This is a genomic window from Kitasatospora sp. NPDC097605, assembly GCF_040302725.1.
Lineage (GTDB): Bacteria > Actinomycetota > Actinomycetes > Streptomycetales > Streptomycetaceae > Kitasatospora.
Map to the genome: position 1 here is coordinate 192,010 of NZ_JBEOSF010000008.1, position 19,513 is coordinate 211,522.

18 protein-coding genes and 1 pseudogene are annotated in these 19,513 nt (G+C 75.9%); 9 read left to right on the forward strand and 10 right to left on the reverse strand.

All coding sequences use genetic code 11. The features are described from left to right. Positions 1-6: 6 nt before the first annotated feature. Positions 7-870 carry an NAD(P)-dependent oxidoreductase gene (locus ABTX81_RS12330; RefSeq protein WP_350543565.1) on the forward strand — a complete coding sequence of 288 codons (864 nt, stop codon included), beginning with the start codon at positions 7-9 and terminating at the stop codon, positions 868-870. 3 nt (positions 871-873) lie between these two features. Here the strand turns inward: ABTX81_RS12330 and ABTX81_RS12335 are convergent, their stop codons facing one another. The 3 genes from ABTX81_RS12335 to ABTX81_RS12345 all read right to left on the reverse strand — a co-directional run bounded on the left by ABTX81_RS12335 (position 874) and on the right by ABTX81_RS12345 (position 3,615). After that, positions 874-1,686: an SDR family NAD(P)-dependent oxidoreductase gene (locus ABTX81_RS12335; RefSeq protein ID WP_350543567.1), complete on the reverse strand. Its 813-nt coding sequence runs from the start codon at positions 1,684-1,686 to the stop codon at positions 874-876. A gap of 70 nt (positions 1,687-1,756) precedes the next feature. Continuing rightward, a complete protein-coding gene (locus ABTX81_RS12340; RefSeq protein WP_350543569.1) occupies positions 1,757-2,485 on the reverse strand; it encodes an MIP family channel protein in 729 nt (242 codons plus the stop codon). A gap of 173 nt (positions 2,486-2,658) precedes the next feature. Then, positions 2,659-3,615, reverse strand: coding sequence for an NADP-dependent oxidoreductase (locus tag ABTX81_RS12345; RefSeq protein ID WP_350543571.1), 957 nt, complete (start codon positions 3,613-3,615; stop codon positions 2,659-2,661). A gap of 279 nt (positions 3,616-3,894) precedes the next feature. Between ABTX81_RS12345 and ABTX81_RS12350 the strand changes: the two genes are divergently transcribed. Continuing rightward, positions 3,895-5,214, forward strand: a complete 1,320-nt coding sequence (locus tag ABTX81_RS12350) for a helix-turn-helix transcriptional regulator (protein WP_350543573.1) — start codon at positions 3,895-3,897, stop codon at positions 5,212-5,214. 371 nt (positions 5,215-5,585) lie between these two features. On the opposite strand, the gene ABTX81_RS12355 is transcribed toward ABTX81_RS12350, so the two are convergent. From ABTX81_RS12355 to ABTX81_RS12370, 4 genes are all read right to left on the reverse strand, one after another. Then, positions 5,586-5,843: a hypothetical protein gene (locus tag ABTX81_RS12355; RefSeq protein WP_350543575.1), complete on the reverse strand. Its 258-nt coding sequence runs from the start codon at positions 5,841-5,843 to the stop codon at positions 5,586-5,588. Next, positions 5,840-6,445, reverse strand: coding sequence for a helix-turn-helix domain-containing protein (locus ABTX81_RS12360; protein ID WP_350543577.1), 606 nt, complete (start codon positions 6,443-6,445; stop codon positions 5,840-5,842). The genes ABTX81_RS12355 and ABTX81_RS12360 overlap by 4 nt, the downstream gene beginning before the upstream one ends. Before the next feature lie 77 nt (positions 6,446-6,522). Then, the gene (locus ABTX81_RS12365) at positions 6,523-7,155 is read right to left on the reverse strand and encodes a restriction endonuclease (protein ID WP_350543578.1); all 633 of its coding nucleotides are present in this window, start codon (positions 7,153-7,155) and stop codon (positions 6,523-6,525) included. Continuing rightward, positions 7,155-7,373 (reverse strand): hypothetical protein, encoded by a 219-nt coding sequence (locus ABTX81_RS12370; protein ID WP_350543580.1) that lies wholly within the window; start codon positions 7,371-7,373, stop codon positions 7,155-7,157. Before ABTX81_RS12370 ends, ABTX81_RS12365 begins: the two co-directional genes overlap by 1 nt. 304 nt (positions 7,374-7,677) lie before the next feature. Here ABTX81_RS12370 and ABTX81_RS12375 point away from each other — a divergent pair, with 304 nt between their 5' ends. Beyond that, entirely contained in the window at positions 7,678-8,997 is a 1,320-nt protein-coding gene (locus tag ABTX81_RS12375) for an NAD(P)-binding protein (RefSeq protein ID WP_502892763.1), read from the forward strand. Between the two features lie 17 nt (positions 8,998-9,014). On the opposite strand, the gene ABTX81_RS12380 is transcribed toward ABTX81_RS12375, so the two are convergent. Then, positions 9,015-9,608 carry a helix-turn-helix domain-containing protein gene (locus ABTX81_RS12380; RefSeq protein ID WP_350543584.1) on the reverse strand — a complete coding sequence of 198 codons (594 nt, stop codon included), beginning with the start codon at positions 9,606-9,608 and terminating at the stop codon, positions 9,015-9,017. A 125-nt stretch (positions 9,609-9,733) separates the two neighbouring features. Here ABTX81_RS12380 and ABTX81_RS12385 point away from each other — a divergent pair, with 125 nt between their 5' ends. Both ABTX81_RS12385 and ABTX81_RS12390 read left to right on the forward strand, forming a co-directional pair. Beyond that, the gene (locus tag ABTX81_RS12385) at positions 9,734-11,152 is read left to right on the forward strand and encodes an MFS transporter (protein WP_350543585.1); all 1,419 of its coding nucleotides are present in this window, start codon (positions 9,734-9,736) and stop codon (positions 11,150-11,152) included. Positions 11,153-11,410: 258 nt separating this feature from the next. Further along, positions 11,411-11,956, forward strand: a complete 546-nt coding sequence (locus ABTX81_RS12390; protein WP_350543586.1) for a GNAT family N-acetyltransferase — start codon at positions 11,411-11,413, stop codon at positions 11,954-11,956. 77 nt (positions 11,957-12,033) lie between these two features. Here the strand turns inward: ABTX81_RS12390 and ABTX81_RS12395 are convergent, their stop codons facing one another. After that, on the reverse strand, positions 12,034-12,528 hold the full coding sequence (locus ABTX81_RS12395) for a YbaK/EbsC family protein (protein ID WP_350543712.1): 495 nt from the start codon (positions 12,526-12,528) through the stop codon (positions 12,034-12,036). Positions 12,529-12,585: 57 nt separating this feature from the next. Continuing rightward, a pseudogene (locus ABTX81_RS12400) lies at positions 12,586-14,253 on the reverse strand (2-isopropylmalate synthase); the annotation flags it as partial. Between the two features lie 737 nt (positions 14,254-14,990). Between ABTX81_RS12400 and ABTX81_RS12405 the strand changes: the two are divergent. Genes ABTX81_RS12405 through ABTX81_RS12420 form a run of 4 tightly spaced genes read left to right on the forward strand, consistent with a single transcriptional unit; the run spans position 14,991 to position 19,511 of the window. After that, complete coding sequence (locus ABTX81_RS12405) at positions 14,991-18,032, forward strand: sensor histidine kinase (protein ID WP_350543587.1); 3,042 nt, start codon at positions 14,991-14,993, stop codon at positions 18,030-18,032. Continuing rightward, positions 18,029-18,460 (forward strand): roadblock/LC7 domain-containing protein, encoded by a 432-nt coding sequence (locus ABTX81_RS12410; protein WP_350543588.1) that lies wholly within the window; start codon positions 18,029-18,031, stop codon positions 18,458-18,460. The genes ABTX81_RS12405 and ABTX81_RS12410 overlap by 4 nt, the downstream gene beginning before the upstream one ends. A gap of 7 nt (positions 18,461-18,467) precedes the next feature. Further along, complete coding sequence (locus tag ABTX81_RS12415; RefSeq protein WP_502892758.1) at positions 18,468-18,899, forward strand: DUF742 domain-containing protein; 432 nt, start codon at positions 18,468-18,470, stop codon at positions 18,897-18,899. A 3-nt stretch (positions 18,900-18,902) separates the two neighbouring features. Next, positions 18,903-19,511 carry a GTP-binding protein gene (locus ABTX81_RS12420; RefSeq protein ID WP_350543589.1) on the forward strand — a complete coding sequence of 203 codons (609 nt, stop codon included), beginning with the start codon at positions 18,903-18,905 and terminating at the stop codon, positions 19,509-19,511. Positions 19,512-19,513: the final 2 nt, after the last annotated feature.

Sequence of the window (19,513 nt, forward strand, 5' to 3'; positions counted from 1 at the left end):
GTTACCGTGCTCGGGCTCGGCCCGATGGGCCGGGCGCTGGCCGGCGCACTGCTCGCCGTCGGCCACCCGCTCACGCTGTGGAACCGCACGCCCGACCGGGCCGCCGACCTCGTCGAACGCGGCGCGCGGACGGCCGCGAGCGCCGCCGAGGCGGTCGCCGCGAGCCCGCTCGTCCTGCTCTGCGTCCGCGACGACGCCGCCGCGCGGGCCGTACTCGACGCCGCCGGCCGATCGCTGGCCGGCCGGACACTGGTCTACACGACCTCGGTCGGCCCGGACGAGGCGCGCCGCAGCGCCGACCTGGCCGCCCGGTACGGCGCGCGGGTGCTCAACGCCGCGATCCTCAGCCCCACCCCGACCATCGGCGGGCCGAACGGGGTGATCGTGTGCAGCGGCGAGGACGCGGTGTTCCGCGCGCACCGGCCCGAACTGGCCGCGCTCGCGGGGACGGTGAACCATGTCGGCACCGACCCCGGCCGGGCCGCCGCGTACGACACCGCGCTGCTCGACCTGTTCTGGACGACGGCGCACGGCTGTCTGCACGCCCTCGCGCTGGCCCGCGCCGAGGGCCTCTCGGCCGCCGAATTCGCCCCGTACGCCCAGGGGTTGCCACGGATGCTGCCGGCGCTGATCGAGGACTGGGCGCGCCACGCGGACGAGGGCCGGCACCCGGGCGAGCGGGCCACCGTCGCCTCGGCCGCCGCCGGGCTGGCGCACGTCGCCCGCACGGCCCGCGCCCGCGGCCTGGACACCGGCGTGCTCGACGCCGCCCTCGCCCTCACCGAACGGGCGGTCGCGGCCGGTCACGGCGCGGACGGTGTCTCCGCCCTCACCGGGACCATGGCGCCGACGACCCCCCGGGGCCGCTGACCGTCACTGGGCGAGGTAGCCGCCGTCCACCGGGAGTACGGCACCGGTGATGAAGGACGCCTCGTCGGAGGCGAGGAAGAGGACGGCGGAGGCCACTTCCGCCGGGGAGCCGAGGCGGCGCATCGGGTGGAGCTGCTCGATGGCGGCGAGGTACTCGGGTCCACCGGGCTCGTCCCGCAGGCGGGCGACCCGCTCGGTGGTGATGGTGCCGGGAGCCACGGCGTTGACCCGGATGCCCCGGTCGGCCCACTCCACCGCGAGGTGCTTGGTGAGGCCGGAGGCGACGAACTTGGCGGGCCCGTAGACGGCCTGGCCGCGCTGCCCTGCGACGCCGGAGATGGACGAGACGCAGACGATCGCTCCCCCGGCCGCTCCCCCGGACGTCCCCTCCCGTCCCGGCGCCATCGCCTCGATGGCGTACTTGCAGGTGAGGAACATGCCCCGCCCGTCGACCGCCATCACGCGGTCCCAGTCGTCGGCCCCCGCCTCGGTGATCTCCAGCAGCGGGATCACCCCCGCGTTGGCCACCAGGACGTCGAGCCGGCCGTGCCGTTCGACGGCGGCGGCGATCATCCGGCGGGCGTCCTCGTCCCTCGACACGTCGCCGACCACCGTGGTGACGGCCTGCGGCAGCTGTTCCGCCAGCCGCCGCAGGCCGTCACCGTCGAGGTCGGTGGCCACCACCGCCGCGCCCTCGCGGGCGAAGAGTTCGGCGACCGCGCGGCCGATCCCGTTCGCGGCGCCGGTGACCACACAGGACTTCCCGGCCAACCGCCCACCGGACCCCCGGGCGGCCGTGCTCTTCACATCCTCCATGACGCCGAACTGTAACCGCTCGGCGCCGATCGGTGACACCCCCCGCCCCCCGGACACCCCCCGGGTTCTGCTACGCCGCGGCCCGGGCGTCCGTGGCGAGGGCCTCGGCCGCGGGAAGGTTGGGCTGCGGGTGGGTGAGCAGGTGCACGCCGGCCGCCAGGGCGCCGCCGACCAGCGGGGCGAGGAGGAACAGCCACAGCTGCGAGAGTGCCGGGCCGCCCGCGAACAGGGCCGGGCCGAGGCTGCGCGCCGGGTTCACCGAGGTACCGGTGAGCGGGATGCCCACCAGGTGCACGACCACCAGGGCCATGCCGATCGGCAGCCCGTCGAAGCCGGTGGCGGCGAGCCGGTGGGTGACCGCGAGGACCACGTAGACCAGCAGGAAGGTCAGCACGACCTCGGTCAGGAAGGCGCCGCCGGCGTTGATGTGGACCTGCGAGCGGTCACCCCAGCCGTTGGTGCCGAGCTTGCCGTGGGTCTCCAGACCCGGGACCTGCTTGGCGAGCAGCAGCACCAGCGCCGCGCCCGCGATGCCGCCGAGCACCTGCGCCACCCAGTACGACACCGCCGTGCGGCCGTCGATCCGGCGGGCCAGCAGGAAACCGAGCGTCACCGCCGGGTTCACGTGGCAGCCGGAGATCGGGCCGATCGCGTAAGCGAGCGCGAGCAGCACGAGGCCGAACGCGAGGGCGATGCCCACCGAGCCGATGGCCTCCCCGGCCAGCACCGCAGCGCCCACCGCCAGCAGCACCAACAACAGCGTTCCGAGGAATTCGCCGACTACCGCTCGCCTGTCCATCCGGGTCCTCCTGACCTCGTACGCGCGGACGGCCTGGTGCCGCCCGTCGCTCCCGGTCAACCCTCTGCACTCGAATGGGCGAGCGCATGTCGGCCGACCGGCTGAACCCCGTGATCACGGGGATTCCGAGCGTCGGATTATTCCAAACGAGTGAAAATCAGACCAATCCGGACTTAGGGAACGATCAGGACGATCTTCCCCCGCAGGTGGCCACGCGCGCTCTCGGCCTGCGCCTCGGCCGCCTCCGCCAGCGGCAGCTCCCGGTGCAGCGGGAGCGTCAGATCGCCCGCCTCGAACAGGTCGAGCGCACCGTTCAGCGCCGGCCGGTCGTACGTCGCGGTCGCCTCGCCACCGGTGAACCGGACCCCGTGCTGCTCGGCGCCCTGCCAGTCGGCGATGGTCAGCACGTGCTCAGCGTCACCCGCCAGCTCGACCGACAGCGGCAGCAGGCCCGCCCCGGCCGCGTCCAGCACGCGGTCCACACCCCCGGGCGCGGCGGCGCGGACCCGCTCGGCCAGCCCCTCGCCGTACGCCACCGGCAGGGCGCCCAGCTCGCGCAGGTACGCGTGGTTGGTCTCGCTCGCGGTGCCGATCACCCGGATCCCCCGGGCCCGGGCGAACTGCAGCAGCAGCGTGCCGACGCCGCCCGCCGCGCCGTGCACCAGCAGCGTGTGGCCGGACTCGGCGCCCAGCAGGTCGAGGGAGCGCCAGGCGGTCTCGGCGGCCACCGGGATCGCCGCGGCCCGCGCCCAGCCGAGCGCGGCCGGCTTGCGGACCAGCCGGTCCGCCTCCGCCACCGCGTACTGCGCGTACCCGCCGCCGTGCACCGCGCCGAGCACCTCGTCGCCGGGCCGCCACTCGGTGACACCCGCGCCGACGGACTCCACCACGCCGGCGACCTCGTAGCCGACGACGGCGGGAAGGGTGACCGGGAACAACCCGGTCAGCGCGCCGGAGCGGACCTTGTGGTCGAGCGGGTTGACGCCGGCGGCGCGCACGGCGATCCGCACCTGGCCGGGGCCCGGCGCGGGCACCTCGACCTCGATCGACCGCAGGACGTCCGTGCCGCCGTACTCGGCGAAGCCGATGGCCTTGGCCGGAAGGGCGCCGGCGTTCGAAGTGTTACCCATGGGAATGCCCACCGTTCGTTCCTGGGGACTTGGCTCGTCCCGGTGACGGCTCCAGCCTGGTACGGGAGGCCGGGCCGTCCGCCCCGTCGTTCGGGTGGTTCCACCTGTCCGTTCGGCCAGGCCGGTGGGGAACGGGCGCGAACTACGCTGGCCGGCATGGTGGAGCAGCCGCGCGGCGACGGTAAAGACGGGCACGGGGACAGGCACGGGGACGGGCACGGGCACGGGCACAGCGACGACGGGGCAGTGGGGCCCGGCGGATGGTCCTGGGACGACCCCGTGGGTGCGCTGGCCCTCACGGCCGAGGTGCTGCGCACGCCCCGGTCGAGGCTCATGCCGAGGATCTCCGAGGTGCTCGCCCCGCTCGTCCCGCACCTCGCGCTGGCGCAGCTGAGCGGGATCTGCACGCACTCCCCCGCGAGCGTCACCGGTCCCGAGGAGCTCTCGGCGGCGATCACCGGCGCCGAACTGGCCCGGCTCGGCCAGGAGGTGACGCCCGGCCGGCCCTGGCAGGGCGAGGCGGTGCTCGGCGGGCGCCCGCGCCCGGCGGTCGCCGTGGCGGCGGCGCCGGCCGGCAGCAACGGCGCGCTGCTGGTCCTGGTCCGCGCGGCAGGGGTGGACGGGGGCGGCGGCCGCACTCAGGCGCCGCTGCCCGAACGGGCGTTGCGGGTGCTGCAGCAGCTGTGGGAGCTGCTGACCGCGCACTCCCACCACCGGGCCGTCGACGCCGCGCCCACGCACGCCGCCGCCTCGCGCGCCTCGGCGAGCGCCCGGGCGCGCACCATCGCCGAGCTCGGCGGCGCGCACGCCTCCGCGCTCTCGGCGATCCTCGCGCCGCTGCGCTCCGCCGCCCTGGACGACGCCACGGCCCGGCGCAACGCCGCCGAGCTGGCCGTGACCGCGCTGCTCGACCTGCGCGGCGCCGCCGCGCTCGACCGGGAGCTGAGCGAGGAGCCGGCGGCCACGGCGTTCGCCCGACTCGCCGACACGGTCAGGCCGTTGCTGCGGCACAGCCCGGTCCGCCTGGACCTGCTGGCCCCGGTCGAGGGGGACCGCTCGGTCCCCGCCGACACCGCGCACACGGCCCGCGCCGCGGTCCGCTCCACCGTGCTCGCCATGCTGGAGCAGGACGGCCTGAGCCGCCTGCACGTGCGGTGGCAGTTCGTCGAGAACGGCCTGCGGGCGGTCGTGCGGGACGACGGCCCGGGTCTGCTGACCGCCGACTCGCTCGCCGTCCACCGCACCGCCGACCTGATCGCCGCCCTGGCGGGCCGCCTGACGGTCGACGCCGTCCCGGGCTGGGGCACCACGGTGACCGTCGACCTGCCCCGGCACGCCCCGGAGGCCTGCTCGGGCACCTCGACCGACCCGCTGGTGGGCCTGCACCCACGGGAGTTGGAGGTCCTGGACCAGCTCGCCCACGGCCGCCGCAACCGCGAGATCGCCCACGCCCTGCACATCAGCGAGTCCACGGTGAAGTTCCACGTCGCCAACATCCTGGCCAAGCTCGACGTCGCCTCCCGAGGCGAAGCCGCCGCCCTCGCCCACCGCGCCGGCCTCCCCACCCCACCCCCGACCCCCCTCCACGCCGCCTCCTGACCCCCCACCTGGCACAGCCCGCCCCGGGGCAGTGGAGGAGCAGCATGCCCGCCACCCCGGAGTGGGAAGTCGGCCCCACGCCCGCCGGGCTCAGTAGTAGTGGCGCAGGGTTGGCCGGAGGGCGGACCAGGGGCGGTGGGGGCCGGGGCAGCGGAGGATGGGGGCGTGCTGTTCCCCGTTGGGGACGGTGTGGCCGGTGTCGACCCGGGCTACGGGGCGGCAGTCGGTGACATAGCGCTCCACGTCGGGAGATCCGGCCGGGTGGACGAGGAGGACCGGGCCGTCGAGGCCCGGCGGAGCGGGAAGTCGGATCCGCCGACTTCCCGCTCCGCCGTCTTCCCGCTCCGCCGGCGCGGCTCAGGGGGCGCGGCTCAGGGGGCCTCGGTGGCGAAGGCGCAGATCGTGTGGGGGCGGGTGCAGGGGTCGGGCACGAGGGAGGAGAGGAACGCTGTGGCCGAACCCGAGGGAGCCGAAGGGCCCGGCGCCGCCGGCGGGCGGGGGGCCGGGTCGTCCCGTCCGTCGCCGAGCAGCAGGGTGACGGCGCCCCCGACCACGACCAGCACCGCCCAGACGGCCACGGCGGCGCGCTGCCACCGCTTCGTCCGAAGCGGACCCGTCAGACCCCTCACCCCCACGTCGCCTCCTTCGGGCGGGAGCGGGCGCGCAGGTGGAGGCGTTCGCCCTGCTTGCCGAAGAGGCTGAGGACCTCGACGTCGCCCGTACCCGTGGAGCCGAACCAGTGCGGGTTCTGGCAGTCGAACTCGGCCGCCTCACCGGGGGCGAGGACGACATCGTGCTCGCCGAGCAGCAGCCGCAGGCGGCCGGAGAGCACGTAGAGCCATTCGTGGCCGGTGTGGGTGGCGAGCGAGGGGGTGTGCTGGGCCTCCGGGATCGTGATCTTGAACGCCCGGGGCTCGGTGCGGTGGCGGGAGAGCGGGACGAAGGTGCGCCCGTCGGCCCGCCCGGGGTGCTGGTGGACGCGCGGGTCCTGGACGCGCGGGGCGGCGACGATCTCGTCCAGCGGGACGGCGAGGGCGGCCGCGATGGGCAGGAGGAGTTCCAGGCTGGGCTTGCGCTGTTCGGACTCCAGCCGCGACAGCGTGCTCTTGGAGATGCCGGTGGCCTGGCCGAGGTCGGCCAGCGACATGTCCTTGCGCTCGCGCAGCCGGCGCAGCCGGGGGCCGATCTGGCGCAGGGTGGCGGCGATCTCGGGGTTGGCGTCCTGGTCCATACGCCCGATCGAACCAGGCCGTCCCGGTTCCGGCAACGCGACTTCCCGGGAACGCGAAGCGACGTGGGCCACGACCGCTACCCCGGCGGGCGGCGCGGCAGCGGCAGCGGCAGCAGGTGGTGCAGCGGCCGGCCGGCGGCGGCCCAGCTCTCCAGGCGGGCGCGGTCGACCCAGTGGACCCCGTACCGGTCGCCCCGGGCCATCGCGTCGCGGGTGAGGCCGCCGTTGGTGACGACCACGGCGACGTCGGCGCCGTGCACCGGACCGGCGGTCCCCTTGACCTGGTACATCACCCGCACGCCGACCTTGGCGCCGACGGTGGTGTGCTTGGCCTGGAGGACGATCCGGCCGTGCCGGGGGTGGTGGCCGATCACATCGGCGGCCCGGTCGCCCTGCCCGCCGACCTTGTCGGCCGTCCAGCCGTCGCGGACCAGCAGGTCGCGCAGCGCGTACTCGAAGTCCCGGTCGCCCATCGCGTCCACCTCGGCGAGGCTGAGGCGCAGGCCGGCCCGCCGTTCGGCGCGGGTGCGCTCCAGCACGGGGGCGCACCCGGCGCCGGCGAGGGCGAGCAGCGCGACGGCGGCGAGGAACACCCAGGACCGCAGCAGCGCCTGGGTGGCGCCGAGCACCGCGACCGCGGCCGCCACGGCGACGAGCGCCGCCGCCAGCCGCTCCACCGGTCCGCGCGGGGCGCGGAAGCGGCCCGCCATCAGGGCGCCACCGTGCCGGAGGACGCGGGGGCCGGCGGCGCGGCGGCGTCGTCGCGGTGGCCGACGAAGTGGCCGTGGAGGTAGAAGGCGGCGAGCGCCCCGGCGATCACCCACCCGCTGGTCCGCCGCCCCGCACCGCCACCGTTCCCGCCACCGCCCGAACCGGGTCTGCGCCGGACGTGGGCGCGCACCCGGACCCACTCGCCGTCACCTGCCATATCTGCCTCCTCCTCCCGAGCGACAGCCTTCGGTCTAGCAGCGGCGACCGACAGCGGCGGGCCGTTGTTCGGTACCCGCACCACCGCACCGCCGCGATCCGGCCACGCGCACCCCGTCCGCTCCTCCCCGTGTACGCCGCCCCGGCGGCCCCACACCACCACCGACCTGCGGAAACACCCCGCGCCGACTTGACGGGAACCCATCCGGCGCCCGCCCCCGGACGCGCGCCGCCCGGGCGTCCCCGCACACGCCGGCGGCGCCGGACCCGTGCCGCCCCGGACATCCCGCCCGACCGGCTGTCACATCCGGGCGCGCCGCGTCGTCTCCCTCTCGACAGCCTCACAGCCTCGACAGCGTCCGCCACCGGGTCGACCGGAACCGGCCGGACAGCGACGAGCAACGAGCAACGAGCGACGAGCGACGGAGGACGGGCCCATGGCACGGCGGCGGATCACCATCATCGGCGGGGGCTTCGGCGGTCTGACGGCGGCCATCGCGGCCGCCGAGGCCGGCGCCGAGGTGACGCTCCACGAGGCGCACCGCAGGCTCGGCGGCCGGGCGCGCACCACCCGGGCGCCGTACCGGGCGAACGAGGGGCCGCACGCCTTCTACCGGCGCGGCCCGCACTGGGCGTGGCTGCGCCGGCGCGGGCTGGTCGGGCCATTGGCCCGGATCCCGCTCGGCGCGCTGCTGCGCACCCGCTACCTCCTCGACGGCCGGACGCGCGCGCTGCCGCCGTTGGCGCTGTCCCGGCTGGCGGCCCGCCGGGACGCGCCCGTCGGCCGGACCTTCCTGGGCTGGGCGAGCGAGGTGGCGGGTGAGCGGACGGCCCGGGCGGCGGCCAACTTCGCGGCCGTCGCGACCTTCCACCACGACCCGGGGCTGCTGTCGGCCGCGTTCACCCAGGAGCGGCTGCGCCGGGCCGCGAGCCTGCCGCCGGAGGCGGTGTACCCGGTGGGCGGCTGGCAGTCGGTGATCGACCGGATGACGGCCCGCGCCTGGGAGTCGGGCGTGCGGATCGAGACCGGCTCACGGCTGGGGGCGCTGCCGCCGACCAACAACCCGATCGTCGTGGCGACTTCCCTGGAGTCGGCGCGCCGGCTGCTGGACGACCCGGGCCTGTACGGGGCGAGCGGCCGGACGCTGCTGCTCGACGTGGCGCTGCGGTCGCGGCGGGGCGACGCCTTCTTCGTCTCGGACCTCGACGGCACCGGCTGGGCGGAGCGCTTCAGCACCCAGGACGACAGCCTGGCGCCTCCCGGCGAGCAGCTGGTCCAGGCCCAACTGCCGCTGGCCCCTGACGAGTCGAGGGAGTCGGGGCTGGCCCGGGCCGAGCACCTGCTGGACCTGGGCTTCCGGGACTGGCCCGAGCGGCTGCTCTGGCGCCGCGCCGCGGTGGCCGCCGGGCGCACCGGCGCCGTGGACCGGCCCGGCACCACCTGGCGCGACCGCCCGGCCGTGGACCGCGGCGACGGCGTCTACCTGGTCGGCGACCAGGTCGCCGCCCCGGGGGTGCTGAGCGAGGTCTCGTTCACCAGCGCGCTGGAAGCCGTCTCGCTGGCCCTGGCCGGCCACCCGGCCCACCGCTCCGCCCACCGCTCCGCCCACCGGGCGGCCCGCTGACTCCCGCCCCCGTGCACCTACCCGGGGGCGGCGCCGGTGCGCAGCACGGCCTGGTCGCCGTGCGGGCCGTAGAGGTGGAGGATCTCCACGGCGTCCGGTCCGGCGGGGCCGAACCAGTGGGGTTCGGCGGTGTCGAACTCGGCGGCCTCGCCCGGGTGGAGGGTGAGGTCGCGGCCGCCGACGAGCAGGCGCAGCTCGCCGGCGAGCACGTAGAGCCACTCGTAGCCGGCGTGGCTGACGAGCCTGGGTTCGCGCGGGGCGAGCACCTGTTTGAAGACCTGGACGCGGCCGGGGTACTGGGTGAGCGGGACGAGGACGCTGCCGGGGTCGCGGTGGCGGGGCCGCAGATGGAGGCGGGGGTCGCCGGTGGCGGGGGCGGCGATGAGGTGGTCCAGGGCGATGCGGTGGGCGCGGGCGAGCGGGATGAGCAGGTCGAGGGTGGGGCGGCGGTGGCCGGACTCCAGGCGGGAGAGGGTGCTCACCGAGATGCCGGTGGTGGTGGCGAGGGCCTCCAGGGTGAGGCCGCGGGCGAGGCGCAGCGCGCGCAGCCGGGGCCCGATGGCGGCGATCGTCTCGGCGACGTCGTCGGTCGTGGTGGGGTCGGCGTCCATGGGGCCGATTCTGCCTCCCGGCCACCGGTTTGCGGTTTCGGCAAGGACGCTGGGCCGATGTCGTCACCCGGCTCCAGCATGGGCGCGCCGTTACGACGATCCGACCGGAAGGCGGGCCCCGCCCCATGAGCAGCACCACCACCGCAGCGACCGCACCACCGCCGCCCGTCCTCCTCAGCGCCCGCCGCCGCTGGACGGTGCTCGCCGTCTGCGCGCTGAGCCTGTTCCTGGTCGGCCTGGACACCACGATCGTCAACGTCGGCCTGCCCGCGATCGGGCGCGGCCTGCACGTGGGCACCCGCGATCTGGAGTGGATCGTGGACGCCTACACGGTCGTCCTCGCCAGCCTGCTGATCACCTCCGGCGCGCTCGCCGACCGCTTCGGGCGGCGGCGGGTGTTCCAGTGCGGGCTGCTGGTCTTCGGCCTCGCCTCGCTCGGCTGCGCGCTCGCGCCGTCGACGGGCACGCTGGTCGCGGCGCGCGCCGTGCAGGGCGTGGGCGCCTCGATGCTCAGCCCGGTGGCGCTGGCGATCGTGGTGAACGCCATGCCCGACCCCCGGGAGCGGGCCCGGGCGATCGGGGTGTGGGCGTCGGTGTTCGGGCTGAGCATGGCGGCCGGGCCGGTGACCGGCGGCGCGCTGGTCGCGGCGTTCGGCTGGCGGTCGGTGTTCTGGGTGAACGTGCCGGTGGTGGCGGCGGCCGTGGTGCTGAGCGTGCTGTTCGTGCCGGAGTCGCGCGCGCCGCGCACCCGCCGGCTCGACCTGCCGGGCCAGCTGCTGCTCACCGCGGCGGTGTCGGCGACGGTGGCCGTGCTGATCGAGGGGCCGCGGCTCGGCTGGTCCTCGCCGTGGGCGCTCGCCGGGTACACGGTCGCGGCGGCGGCCACCGCCGGGTTCGTGGTGGCCGAGCGGCGCCGGGCCGAGCCGCTGATGGACCTCGGGCTGTTCCGGCGGCCGGCGTTCAGCACGGCCGTCCTGGGCGCGGTGGCGGTGTTCGTGGCGCTGACGGTGAGCCTGCTGCTCACCACCTTCCAGTTGCAGCACGCGCGCGGGTGGACGCCGCTGGCCGCCGGGCTGGCCTCGCTGCCGATGGCGCTCGGGGCGACGGTGTGCGCGCCGCTGTCGGGTGTGCTGGTGAGCAGGGGCGGGCCGCGCCGGCCGCTGCTGCTGGCGGCCTGGTTCACGGCGGGCGGCGGGGCGCTGCTGCTGGTGCGCGGCTACCTGTCCGACGGCAGCGCGGCGGACGTGCCGCTGCTGCTGCTCGCCCTCCTGCTGCTGGGCACCGGGTTCGGCTTCGCCAACGCCCCGATCACCAACACCGCCGTGGGCGGCCTGCCGGCGGACCGCGCCGGGGTGGCCGGGGCGATCACCTCGACGGCCCGCCAGCTCGGCTCGGCCGTCGGCATCGCCGCCGCCGGCGGCCTGCTCGCGGGAGCGGGCACCACCCCGGCCGACCTGACCGCCGCCTCCCGGCCGGGCTGGCTGCTGGTCACGGCCTGCGGCCTGTTCCTCCTCCTGGTCGCCCGCGCCTCCCGCCGACGCTGAGCGGAAAATCGCTCGCACCCCGTCCGGACCGCGTGTTACGGTCCCCGACGAGCCCGGCCGGACGGCCTGTCGGGCTCGTCCGAGTCGATGGAACCGACGGAACCGGCGGAACCGGCGGAACCGGCGGAAGAAGGGGGAGGTGGACCGTGGTCACGGTGATAGCCGCTGCGCATGTGCTGCGCGGCACCCGGACTGTCCTCACTCCCCGGGTCCCGGTCTGACACCTCGCTCTCCGGGGCCCCCTCCCAAGGGTTTCCCATGTCTTCTTCCGCTTCCACCTCCCCCACCACCTGGCGCACCCGCGCCGAGACCCCCGCGGACGTCCCGGCCGTCCGTGAACTGACGCTGGCCGCGTTCGGGCGGCCGGCCGAGGCCGGGATCCTCGACGCGCTCCGCGCCGACGAGGGGTGGCTCGACGGCCTGTCGGTCGTCGTCACCGACGCCGCCGACCCGGCCGGCTCCCCCGTCGGGCATGTCGTGCTGACCCGCGCGTTCATCGGCGAGGTGCCGGCGCTCGCCCTGGGGCCGGTGTCGGTGCACCCGGACCGCCAGCGCGCCGGCGCCGGCTCGGCCGCCGTCCGGGCGGTGCTGGACGCCGCCCGCGCGCGGGGCGAGCGGTATGTGATCCTGCTCGGGCACCCGTCGTACTACCCGCGGTTCGGCTTCGGCCGGGCCTCGGCGCACGGCATAGCGCTCACCGTCGACGCCCCGGACGAGGCGTGGATGGCGCTCGGCCTGGATCCGGAGCGCCACCCGCTGCCGTCCGGGACCGCCCGCTGGGCGGCCGCGTTCGGCATCGGGTGACCGGACCGGGACCGCCCGTCCGCGGGCGGTCCCGGCACCACACCGGTCGTCCCGGCACCACACCGGTCGTCCCGCCGCTACTCCTGCGGCGGGACGACCGCCGCCGGCGTGCCACCGGTCAGCTTCAGCAGTTCCTCGTACGTCATCGGCACCACCGTGTGCGGGTGTCCGGCGGCGGCCCACAGCAGGTCGTAGCCGGCCAGGTCGGTGTCGACGACGGTGCGCAGCGGGGCCGGGTGGCCGACGGGGGCGACGCCGCCGATGGCCTGGCCGGTGGCCTCGCGGACCTGGGCGGCGCTCGCCCGGGTGATCGGGCCGGTGCCCAGGGCGCTCGCGAGGTGGGCGGTGTCGACGCGGTGGGCGCCGCTGGTCATGACGAGCAGGGGCGCGCCGTCGCAGACGAAGACCAGGCTGTTGGCGATGGCGCCGACCTCGCAGCCGAGGGCGGCGGCCGCTTCGGCGGCGGTGCGGGCGGAGTCGGGCAGGACGCGGATCTCCCCGGGCAGGCCGGCCTCGGCGAGGGCGTCGGCCACCGCCCGGCTGCGGCTGGGCAGGGACGTGTCGTCGGTCATCGCCCCATCCTGCCCCACCGCCGCCGGCGCGGCGCCGGCCCGCCCGACGGCGGTGGGCACGGCCCGCCCGACGGCGCTGAGCACCGCCCGGACGCCGGCCGCCAGCACCGAGGAGTCCCGCCCGGCGCCCCAGACCACCTGCCCGTCGACCCGCGCCTCGACGTAGGCGACGGCGTCGCTGTCGGGGCCGGTGCGGACGGCGTGCTCGGTGAACTGCAGGATGTCCACGGCGTGCCCGGCCGCGCCGAGCGCCGCCGTGACGGCGGCCAGCGGCCCGTTGCCCTCGCCGCGGTGCGCGGCGCCGGCGAGTTCGAGCGAGGCCCGGTGCCGTCCGCCGGCCTCCCCGGTGTGCCAGCGCGCCGACGCCGGCACCGCGTCCAGGTAGGTGGCGGCGAACAGCGCGTACAGCTCGTCGGCGGTGATCTCGCGCCCGCTGTCGTCGGTGGACTCCTGGACCACCCGGGAGAACTCGATCTGCAGCCGGCGCGGCAGGTCCAGCCCGTGCCCGGTCTGAAGCAGATAGGCGATGCCGCCCTTGCCGGACTGGCTGTTGACCCGGATCACCGCCTCGTAGTCGCGTCCGAGGTCCGCCGGGTCGATCGGCAGGTAGGGGACGTCCCAGGGCGCCTGCCGCTCGGGGACGCCGAGTCGGGCGGCGGTGGCGGCGTGGTGGGCGAGGCCCTTCTTGATGGCGTCCTGGTGGGTGCCGGAGAAGGCGGTGTGGACGAGGTCGCCGGCGTAGGGGTGGCGTTCGGGCACGGGCAGCCGGTTGCAGTGCTCGACGGTGCGGCGGATCTCGTCGATGTCGGAGAAGTCGACCATCGGGTCGACGCCCTGGGTGTGGAGGTTCAGCGCGAGGGTCGCCAGGTCGACGTTGCCGGTCCGCTCGCCGTTGCCGAACAGGCAGCCCTCGACGCGCTGGGCGCCGGCCAGCAGGGCGAGTTCGGCGCAGGCGACGCCGGTGCCCCGGTCGTTGTGCGGGTGGACGGAGAGGATGACGGCGTCGCGCCGGGCCAGCTGCCGGTGCAGGTACTCGATCTGGTCGGCGTAGACGTTGGGGGTGGCGATCTCGACGGTGGCGGGCAGGTTGTGGATCACCGGCCGGTCGGGGCTCGCGTCCCACAGTTCGGTGAGGCCGTCGCACAGTTCCAGCACGTAGTCCGGCTCGGTCAGGTTGAAGACCTCGGGCGAGAACTGGAAGCGGATGCCGGGGTGGTCGCCGGCCCGGCGGGCCATCCGTTCGGCGGCGGCGGTGACCAGGTCCCGTACCTGGGCGCGGTCGCGGCCGAGGACGAGGTCGCGCCAGACGGGGGCGGTGGCGGTGTAGAGGTGGACGACGACCCGGGGCAGACCCGCGACGGACTCGAAAGTGCGGTCGATCAGGTCGGCGCGGGCGGCGGTGAAGACCACCACGGTGACGTCCTCGGGCACCGCGCCGGGGGTGGTGGCGAGGTGGCGCACGAAGTCGAAGTCGGTGCGGCTGGCGGAGGGGTAGCCGACCTCGATCTCCTTGAAGCCCATCGCGAGGAAGAGGTCGAACATCCGGCGCTTGCGGGCCGGGTCCATCGGTTCGGCGAGCGCCTGGTTGCCGTCGCGCAGGTCGACCGGCACCCACAGCGGGGCCCGTTCGAGCCGCCGGGCGGGCCACTGGCGCCCGCCGGGCAGGGCGTCCGGGGCCGGCAGCGGGACGCGGGCGTGGGCGGGGCGGTAGCGGTGGAACGGCATGGCGCTCCCGCGTTGGGTGTTCCAGGCGGGGGCGTCGGCCGGGACCGGTCCGGCGGGCGTCCGGAGGGTGGCGAACGGCTTGACGTTCTGTGCGGATTCGGTGGAGCGCACGGGGTGCGGCGTCCTTCCCTGGTTCGGTGTCGAGGGGACGACGACCGGCAGCACGGCGACCCGCAGCGGGGTGCCGGTCTGTCAGACCCCGCTGCGGCCACCGAGAAGAAGGCTCCACGTCTGCATGATGCCGGGTACCGTAGCGGTGAACCACCGGTCGGGACAACCCCGTTCCATCCACCGGGACGTGCCCGGGGGGCCGGTACGAGCGGGCACGGAGCGGCCGCGCCGGCACGTCCGGCACGTCCGGCACCGCCCCGGCGGGACGCCGGCGAGCCCGCCCGACGGGACGCCGACCGGCGCTCCGAAGGGCCGTGAACCCCCTGCTGCGGCCGTGTTAAGGACTTGTGTGTGCACCGCCCGAAGATCGAACGGGCTTTCACTCCTCACACACCGTATGACTAGTATCGCCTCGTCATAAAGCCCGTGCCCCGGTCGGCACGGCCCCTCCCGGGCCGGCCGCCAGCCCCAAGGAGTCAGCTCTGCGCGCGCGTGCGAATCGGCGGCCCCCGACGCCGAAGGCCCCCCGCAGGCGTCGTCCGCGCCTGTCACTGCGGACGGCTCTGCTCGTCCTCGCCCTCGTCCCCAGCATCGCCCTGGCCGTCCTGTGGGCGGTCACCAGCGGTGTGACCTTCTTCGACTTCCAGCGCCTGGCGGCCCAGGGCCTGCTGGCCCAGAAGGCGGGACAGCCGTCCAACATCGTCTACTACAACCTCCAGGAGGAGCGCCGGCTCAGCGCCGAGGCGCTCGCCCGGCCCGGCACGGTCACCGACCAGCTGAAGCGCCAGCGCCAGCTCACCGACGAGGCCGTGCAGAAGTTCCAGGCGCTGTCCCGGGAGACCGCCGACAGCGCGCCCGCCGAGGTGCTCTCGGCCGTCGCCGAGGCCCGGCGCGCGATGGAGAAGCTCGGCGACCAGCGGGCCGCCGTCGACCGGGGCGGCGTCGACCAGCAGGTCGTCTACGCGTACTACACCGATCTGATCGCCGTCGACCTGCGGCTGTTCACCGCGCTCAGCCACGTCGACACCGGCGAGGTCACCTGGATCTCCAAGACCCTGGTCAACGCCTTCTGGGCGAAGGAGATGCTGGCCCGCGAGGACGCGATCCTCGCCCGCGGCTGGCCCTCCGGCAAGCTCAGCGCCTCCGACCACCAGCTCGTCCAGGCGGCGATCGGCGCCCAGGACCACCTCTTCACCGTCCAGATCGTCCCCTATCTCCCCGAGGACGAGCGGGGCGCCTGGTCGGAGCTGATGAGCGGCGCCGCGTGGCAGGCCAAGGCCTCCGTGGAGCAGGCGCTCACCCGCCCGGCCGCCGCCGAGGCGACCGGCACCGTGCGGCTGCCGCAGCTGCAGGACCAGTGGCGCCAGGCCGTCGACCAGATCAACCCGCAGCTGGTGAAGCTGATGGAGACCCGCACCGACGGCGTGGTCGAGGTCGGCAAGGGCTCGATCCTCTCGCTGCTCACCCGGGTCGCGCTGACCGCCGTGATCGGCCTGCTCGCGGTGATCGCGGTGGTCCTCGCCAGCTGGCGGCTGACCCGCTCGCTGCGCCGCCGGATCAAGGACCTGCACCACCAGGCGCAGGAACTGGAGCGCACCCTGCCCGAGGTGGTCGAGCGGCTCGCCCGCGGCGAGCAGGTCGACGTCGAGGCGGAGAGCCGGGCGATCACCGCCGGGGCGCACGCCCGCGGCGGCGACGAGCTGGCCGAGCTCGGCCAGGCGATGAACCTGGCCCGCACCGCCGCGCTGGAGACCGCCGTGCGGCAGGCCGAGCAGCACCGGGGCTTCGAGCGGCTGCTGCAGCGCATCGCCCGCCGCACCCAGCTGCTGATCGGCCAGCAGCTGCGCAAGCTGGACGCCCTGGAGCGCCGGCACGAGGACCCGGAGGTGCTGGAGGGCCTGTTCGACCTCGACCACCTGACGGCCCGCCTGCGCCGCTACGAGGAGAACCTGGTCATCATGGCCGGCGGCCAGCCGCAGCGGAAGTGGCGCAAGCCGGTGCCGCTGCTGGACGTGCTGCGCTCGGCGCAGGGCGAGGTGCAGGAGTACCGCCGGATCGTGCTGGACGTCGAGGGCCACCCGTGGCTCTCCGAGCGGGCGGTCGGCCCGGTCGCCCACGTGGTCGCCGAGCTGATGGAGAACGCGGCCAGCTTCTCGAAGCCCCCGACGCCGGTCGACGTGCGGGCAGCCGTCGTCGGGCGCGGGCTGGCGATCGAGATCGAGGACCGCGGCCTCGGCATGGACCTGGAGCAGTACGACGCGGCCAACGCGCTGATGGCCGCCGCGCTCGCCGACGACCCGCCGCGCACGGACATGCTGGCGCGCGGCGACGACATCCGCCTCGGCTTCCACGTGGTGGGCCGGCTGGCGGCCGCGATCGGCCTGCAGATCGAGTTCCGCCCGTCGGCCTTCGGCGGGACCAGAGTGGTCGTGCTCGTCCCCGGCGAGTACGTGCTGGACGGCGACGCCGGGCTGCCGGACGGCGCCGACGTCACCCCGATCCCGCTGGCCCGGCGCCAGCGGCCCGAGCAGCGCAAGGAGCCCGCGCCGCTCGCCTCGGTGACCGAGATGCCCTCGGCCGCGACGGCCCCCTCGGCCCCGACGGCGCCGGCGTCCTCGCCGGTCGTCGCGGTGGACGAGGCGGAGGAGCGCGCGGCCCGCACGGCGCCCGGGGCGGACCCGGACCCGACGGGCGCCGACTGGTTCACCCCCGGCGCCCACCCGGCGCCGGCGGCCCAGGCCTTCGGTTACGTCGAGTACGTGCCGCCGTCGGACGACGAGGTGTTCAAGGCCCCGGTCCGCGACGGCTTCGACGACTCCCACCCCGGCGGCGACGGCGCCGTCGAGGGCGCCGGGTACGTCGGCTTCGACGGGTTCGACGGCTTCGACGGAGCCTTCGCGCACGGCGGCACTGACGGCACCGACGGCTACCTGTACCCGCTCGCCGGCTCGGGCGGCGGACCGGCCGAGCACGGCGCGCCGTACGGCGGGCCCGCGCAGCCCGGGTACGACGACCCCGCCTACCCGGACATCGCCTACGCGACGGTGACGCCCGCCGAGGCCCCGTACGCCGACGAGCAGTACCGGCCCGCCGACCACTACCGGCTGGCCGAGCGGCGCCGCGAGGACGGCACCGGCCCGGCGGACCGGCCGGCCCAGGCCCCCGCGCCGACCACCCCGGCCGCGCCGACGGCTCCGGCGGCGCCGGTGCCGGGCTCCCAGCCGCCGCTGCCGCAGCGGGTCCGCCAGGCCAGCCTGGCCGCCGAGCTGCGCGTCCCCCCGCCGCCCCGGTCCCCCTATGCCGGCGCTCCCGGCGGCACCGCGAACGCCGGCGGCGCCACCGGCCCGGCGGCGGGCCCGTTCCAGCGCCCGGCCCGCCGCTCGGGCGCCACGGTCGGCGCCTTCCAGCGCCAATCCCGGGCCGCCCGCGGCCTCGGCGACCCCCGGCCCGGTACCGACCCCGGCCGAGGCGGCCCCGACCACAGCGCACACGACCACAGCGGCCCCGACCGCACCGCCGCGGACCACACCGCGGCGCAGCGCGGCCTGCCGCCCGGCCCGGCCGCCCCCGCGGCCGTCACCGGCCCCCCGACTCCCGCGCCGGGTCCCTCCCCCTGGGCCCTGCCGGCCGCGGACCCCCGAACCACGAGGACGGAAGAGCAGTCATGAACCGCACCATCGCCACCCACCAGGACCTCGACTGGCTGCTGGACGGACTCGTCGACTCGGTGCCCGGGACGCGCAGCGCCGTGCTGCTCTCCGACGACGGCCTGGTGGTCAGCCACTCGCGCTCGATCGACCGCGCCGACGCCGAGCGCCTGGCGGCCGTCGCCACCGGCCAGCAGAGCCTCGCCCGGGGCATCGGCCAGCTCTTCGACGGCGGCCCGGTGCACCAGGTGATCATCGAGCTGGCCGAGCTCTGGCTGTTCGTCATCGCCGCCGCCCAGGGCACCCACCTGGCGGTGGTCGCCGACCAGGAGGTGGACGCCGAGGTGATGTCGGTGGCCATGCACCAGCTCGTCCAGCAGGTCGGCCAGAAGCTGAGCACCCCGGTCCGCAGCGAGTTCGACGCCTTCGCCGCCAGGAACCGGGGGTGACGCCACGGTGAGGCCGCACTGGAGCGAGCTGCCCGACGAGGACGAGGACGACGACTACGGCGCGGGGACGATGGTGCGCCCGTACACCATCACCCGCGGCCGGACGGCGCCGGAGCACGACCACCTCACCCTGATCACGCTGCTGACCACGGTGGAGGAGCTCGCCGATCCGGTGCTGGCCGCCCGGTCGTCCGGTGTCCGCGGGCTGCAGCCGGAACACCGCCGGATCCTGGAGCGGTGCCGCCGGCCGGCCGCCGTCGCCGAGGTGGCGGCCGGGCTCGACCTGCCGGTCTCGGTGACCAAGATCCTCCTGGGCGACCTGATCGCCCAGGGGTTGCTGCGGGCCCGGGCACCGATCTCGGTGGCCCGGGCCTCGGGGGACGGCGGCCTGGACCTCGGGCTGCTGACGGCCGTACGCGAAGGACTCCGGAGGCTCTGAACCATGGCACCATCCGCACCTCTCCCCTCCTCCCCGTCCCCCCTCACCGGCGCGGCGCCCGCGGCGCTGAAGATCCTGATCGCCGGCGGCTTCGGGGTGGGCAAGACCACCCTGGTCGGCTCGGTCAGCGAGGTCGCGCCGCTGCGCACCGAGGAGTACCTGACCCGCGCCAGCGAGGGCGTGGACGACCTGTCCGGGGTGGACAACAAGGACACCACCACGGTCGCGCTGGACTTCGGGCGGATCACGGTCAGCCCGGAGCTGGTGGTCTACCTGTTCGGCACGCCGGGCCAGGAACGCTTCTGGTTCATGTGGAACGACCTGGTGAACGGCGCGCTCGGCGGCATCGTGATCGTCGACACCCGCCGGCTGGAGAGCAGCTTCGCCTCGATCGACTTCTTCGAGAGCCGGGGCATCCCGTTCGTGGTGGCGATCAACTGCTTCCACGGCGAGAACACCCGCACCGTGGCGGAGATCAGGGCCGCCCTGGATCTCGACCCGCAGGTGCCGATGCTGGTCGGCGACGTGCGGGTGCGGCTGTTCGGGCGGGACCTGCTGCTCGCGCTGGTCGACCACCTGATGGAGCTGTCGGCCGGCACCCCGGTCCGCTGAAA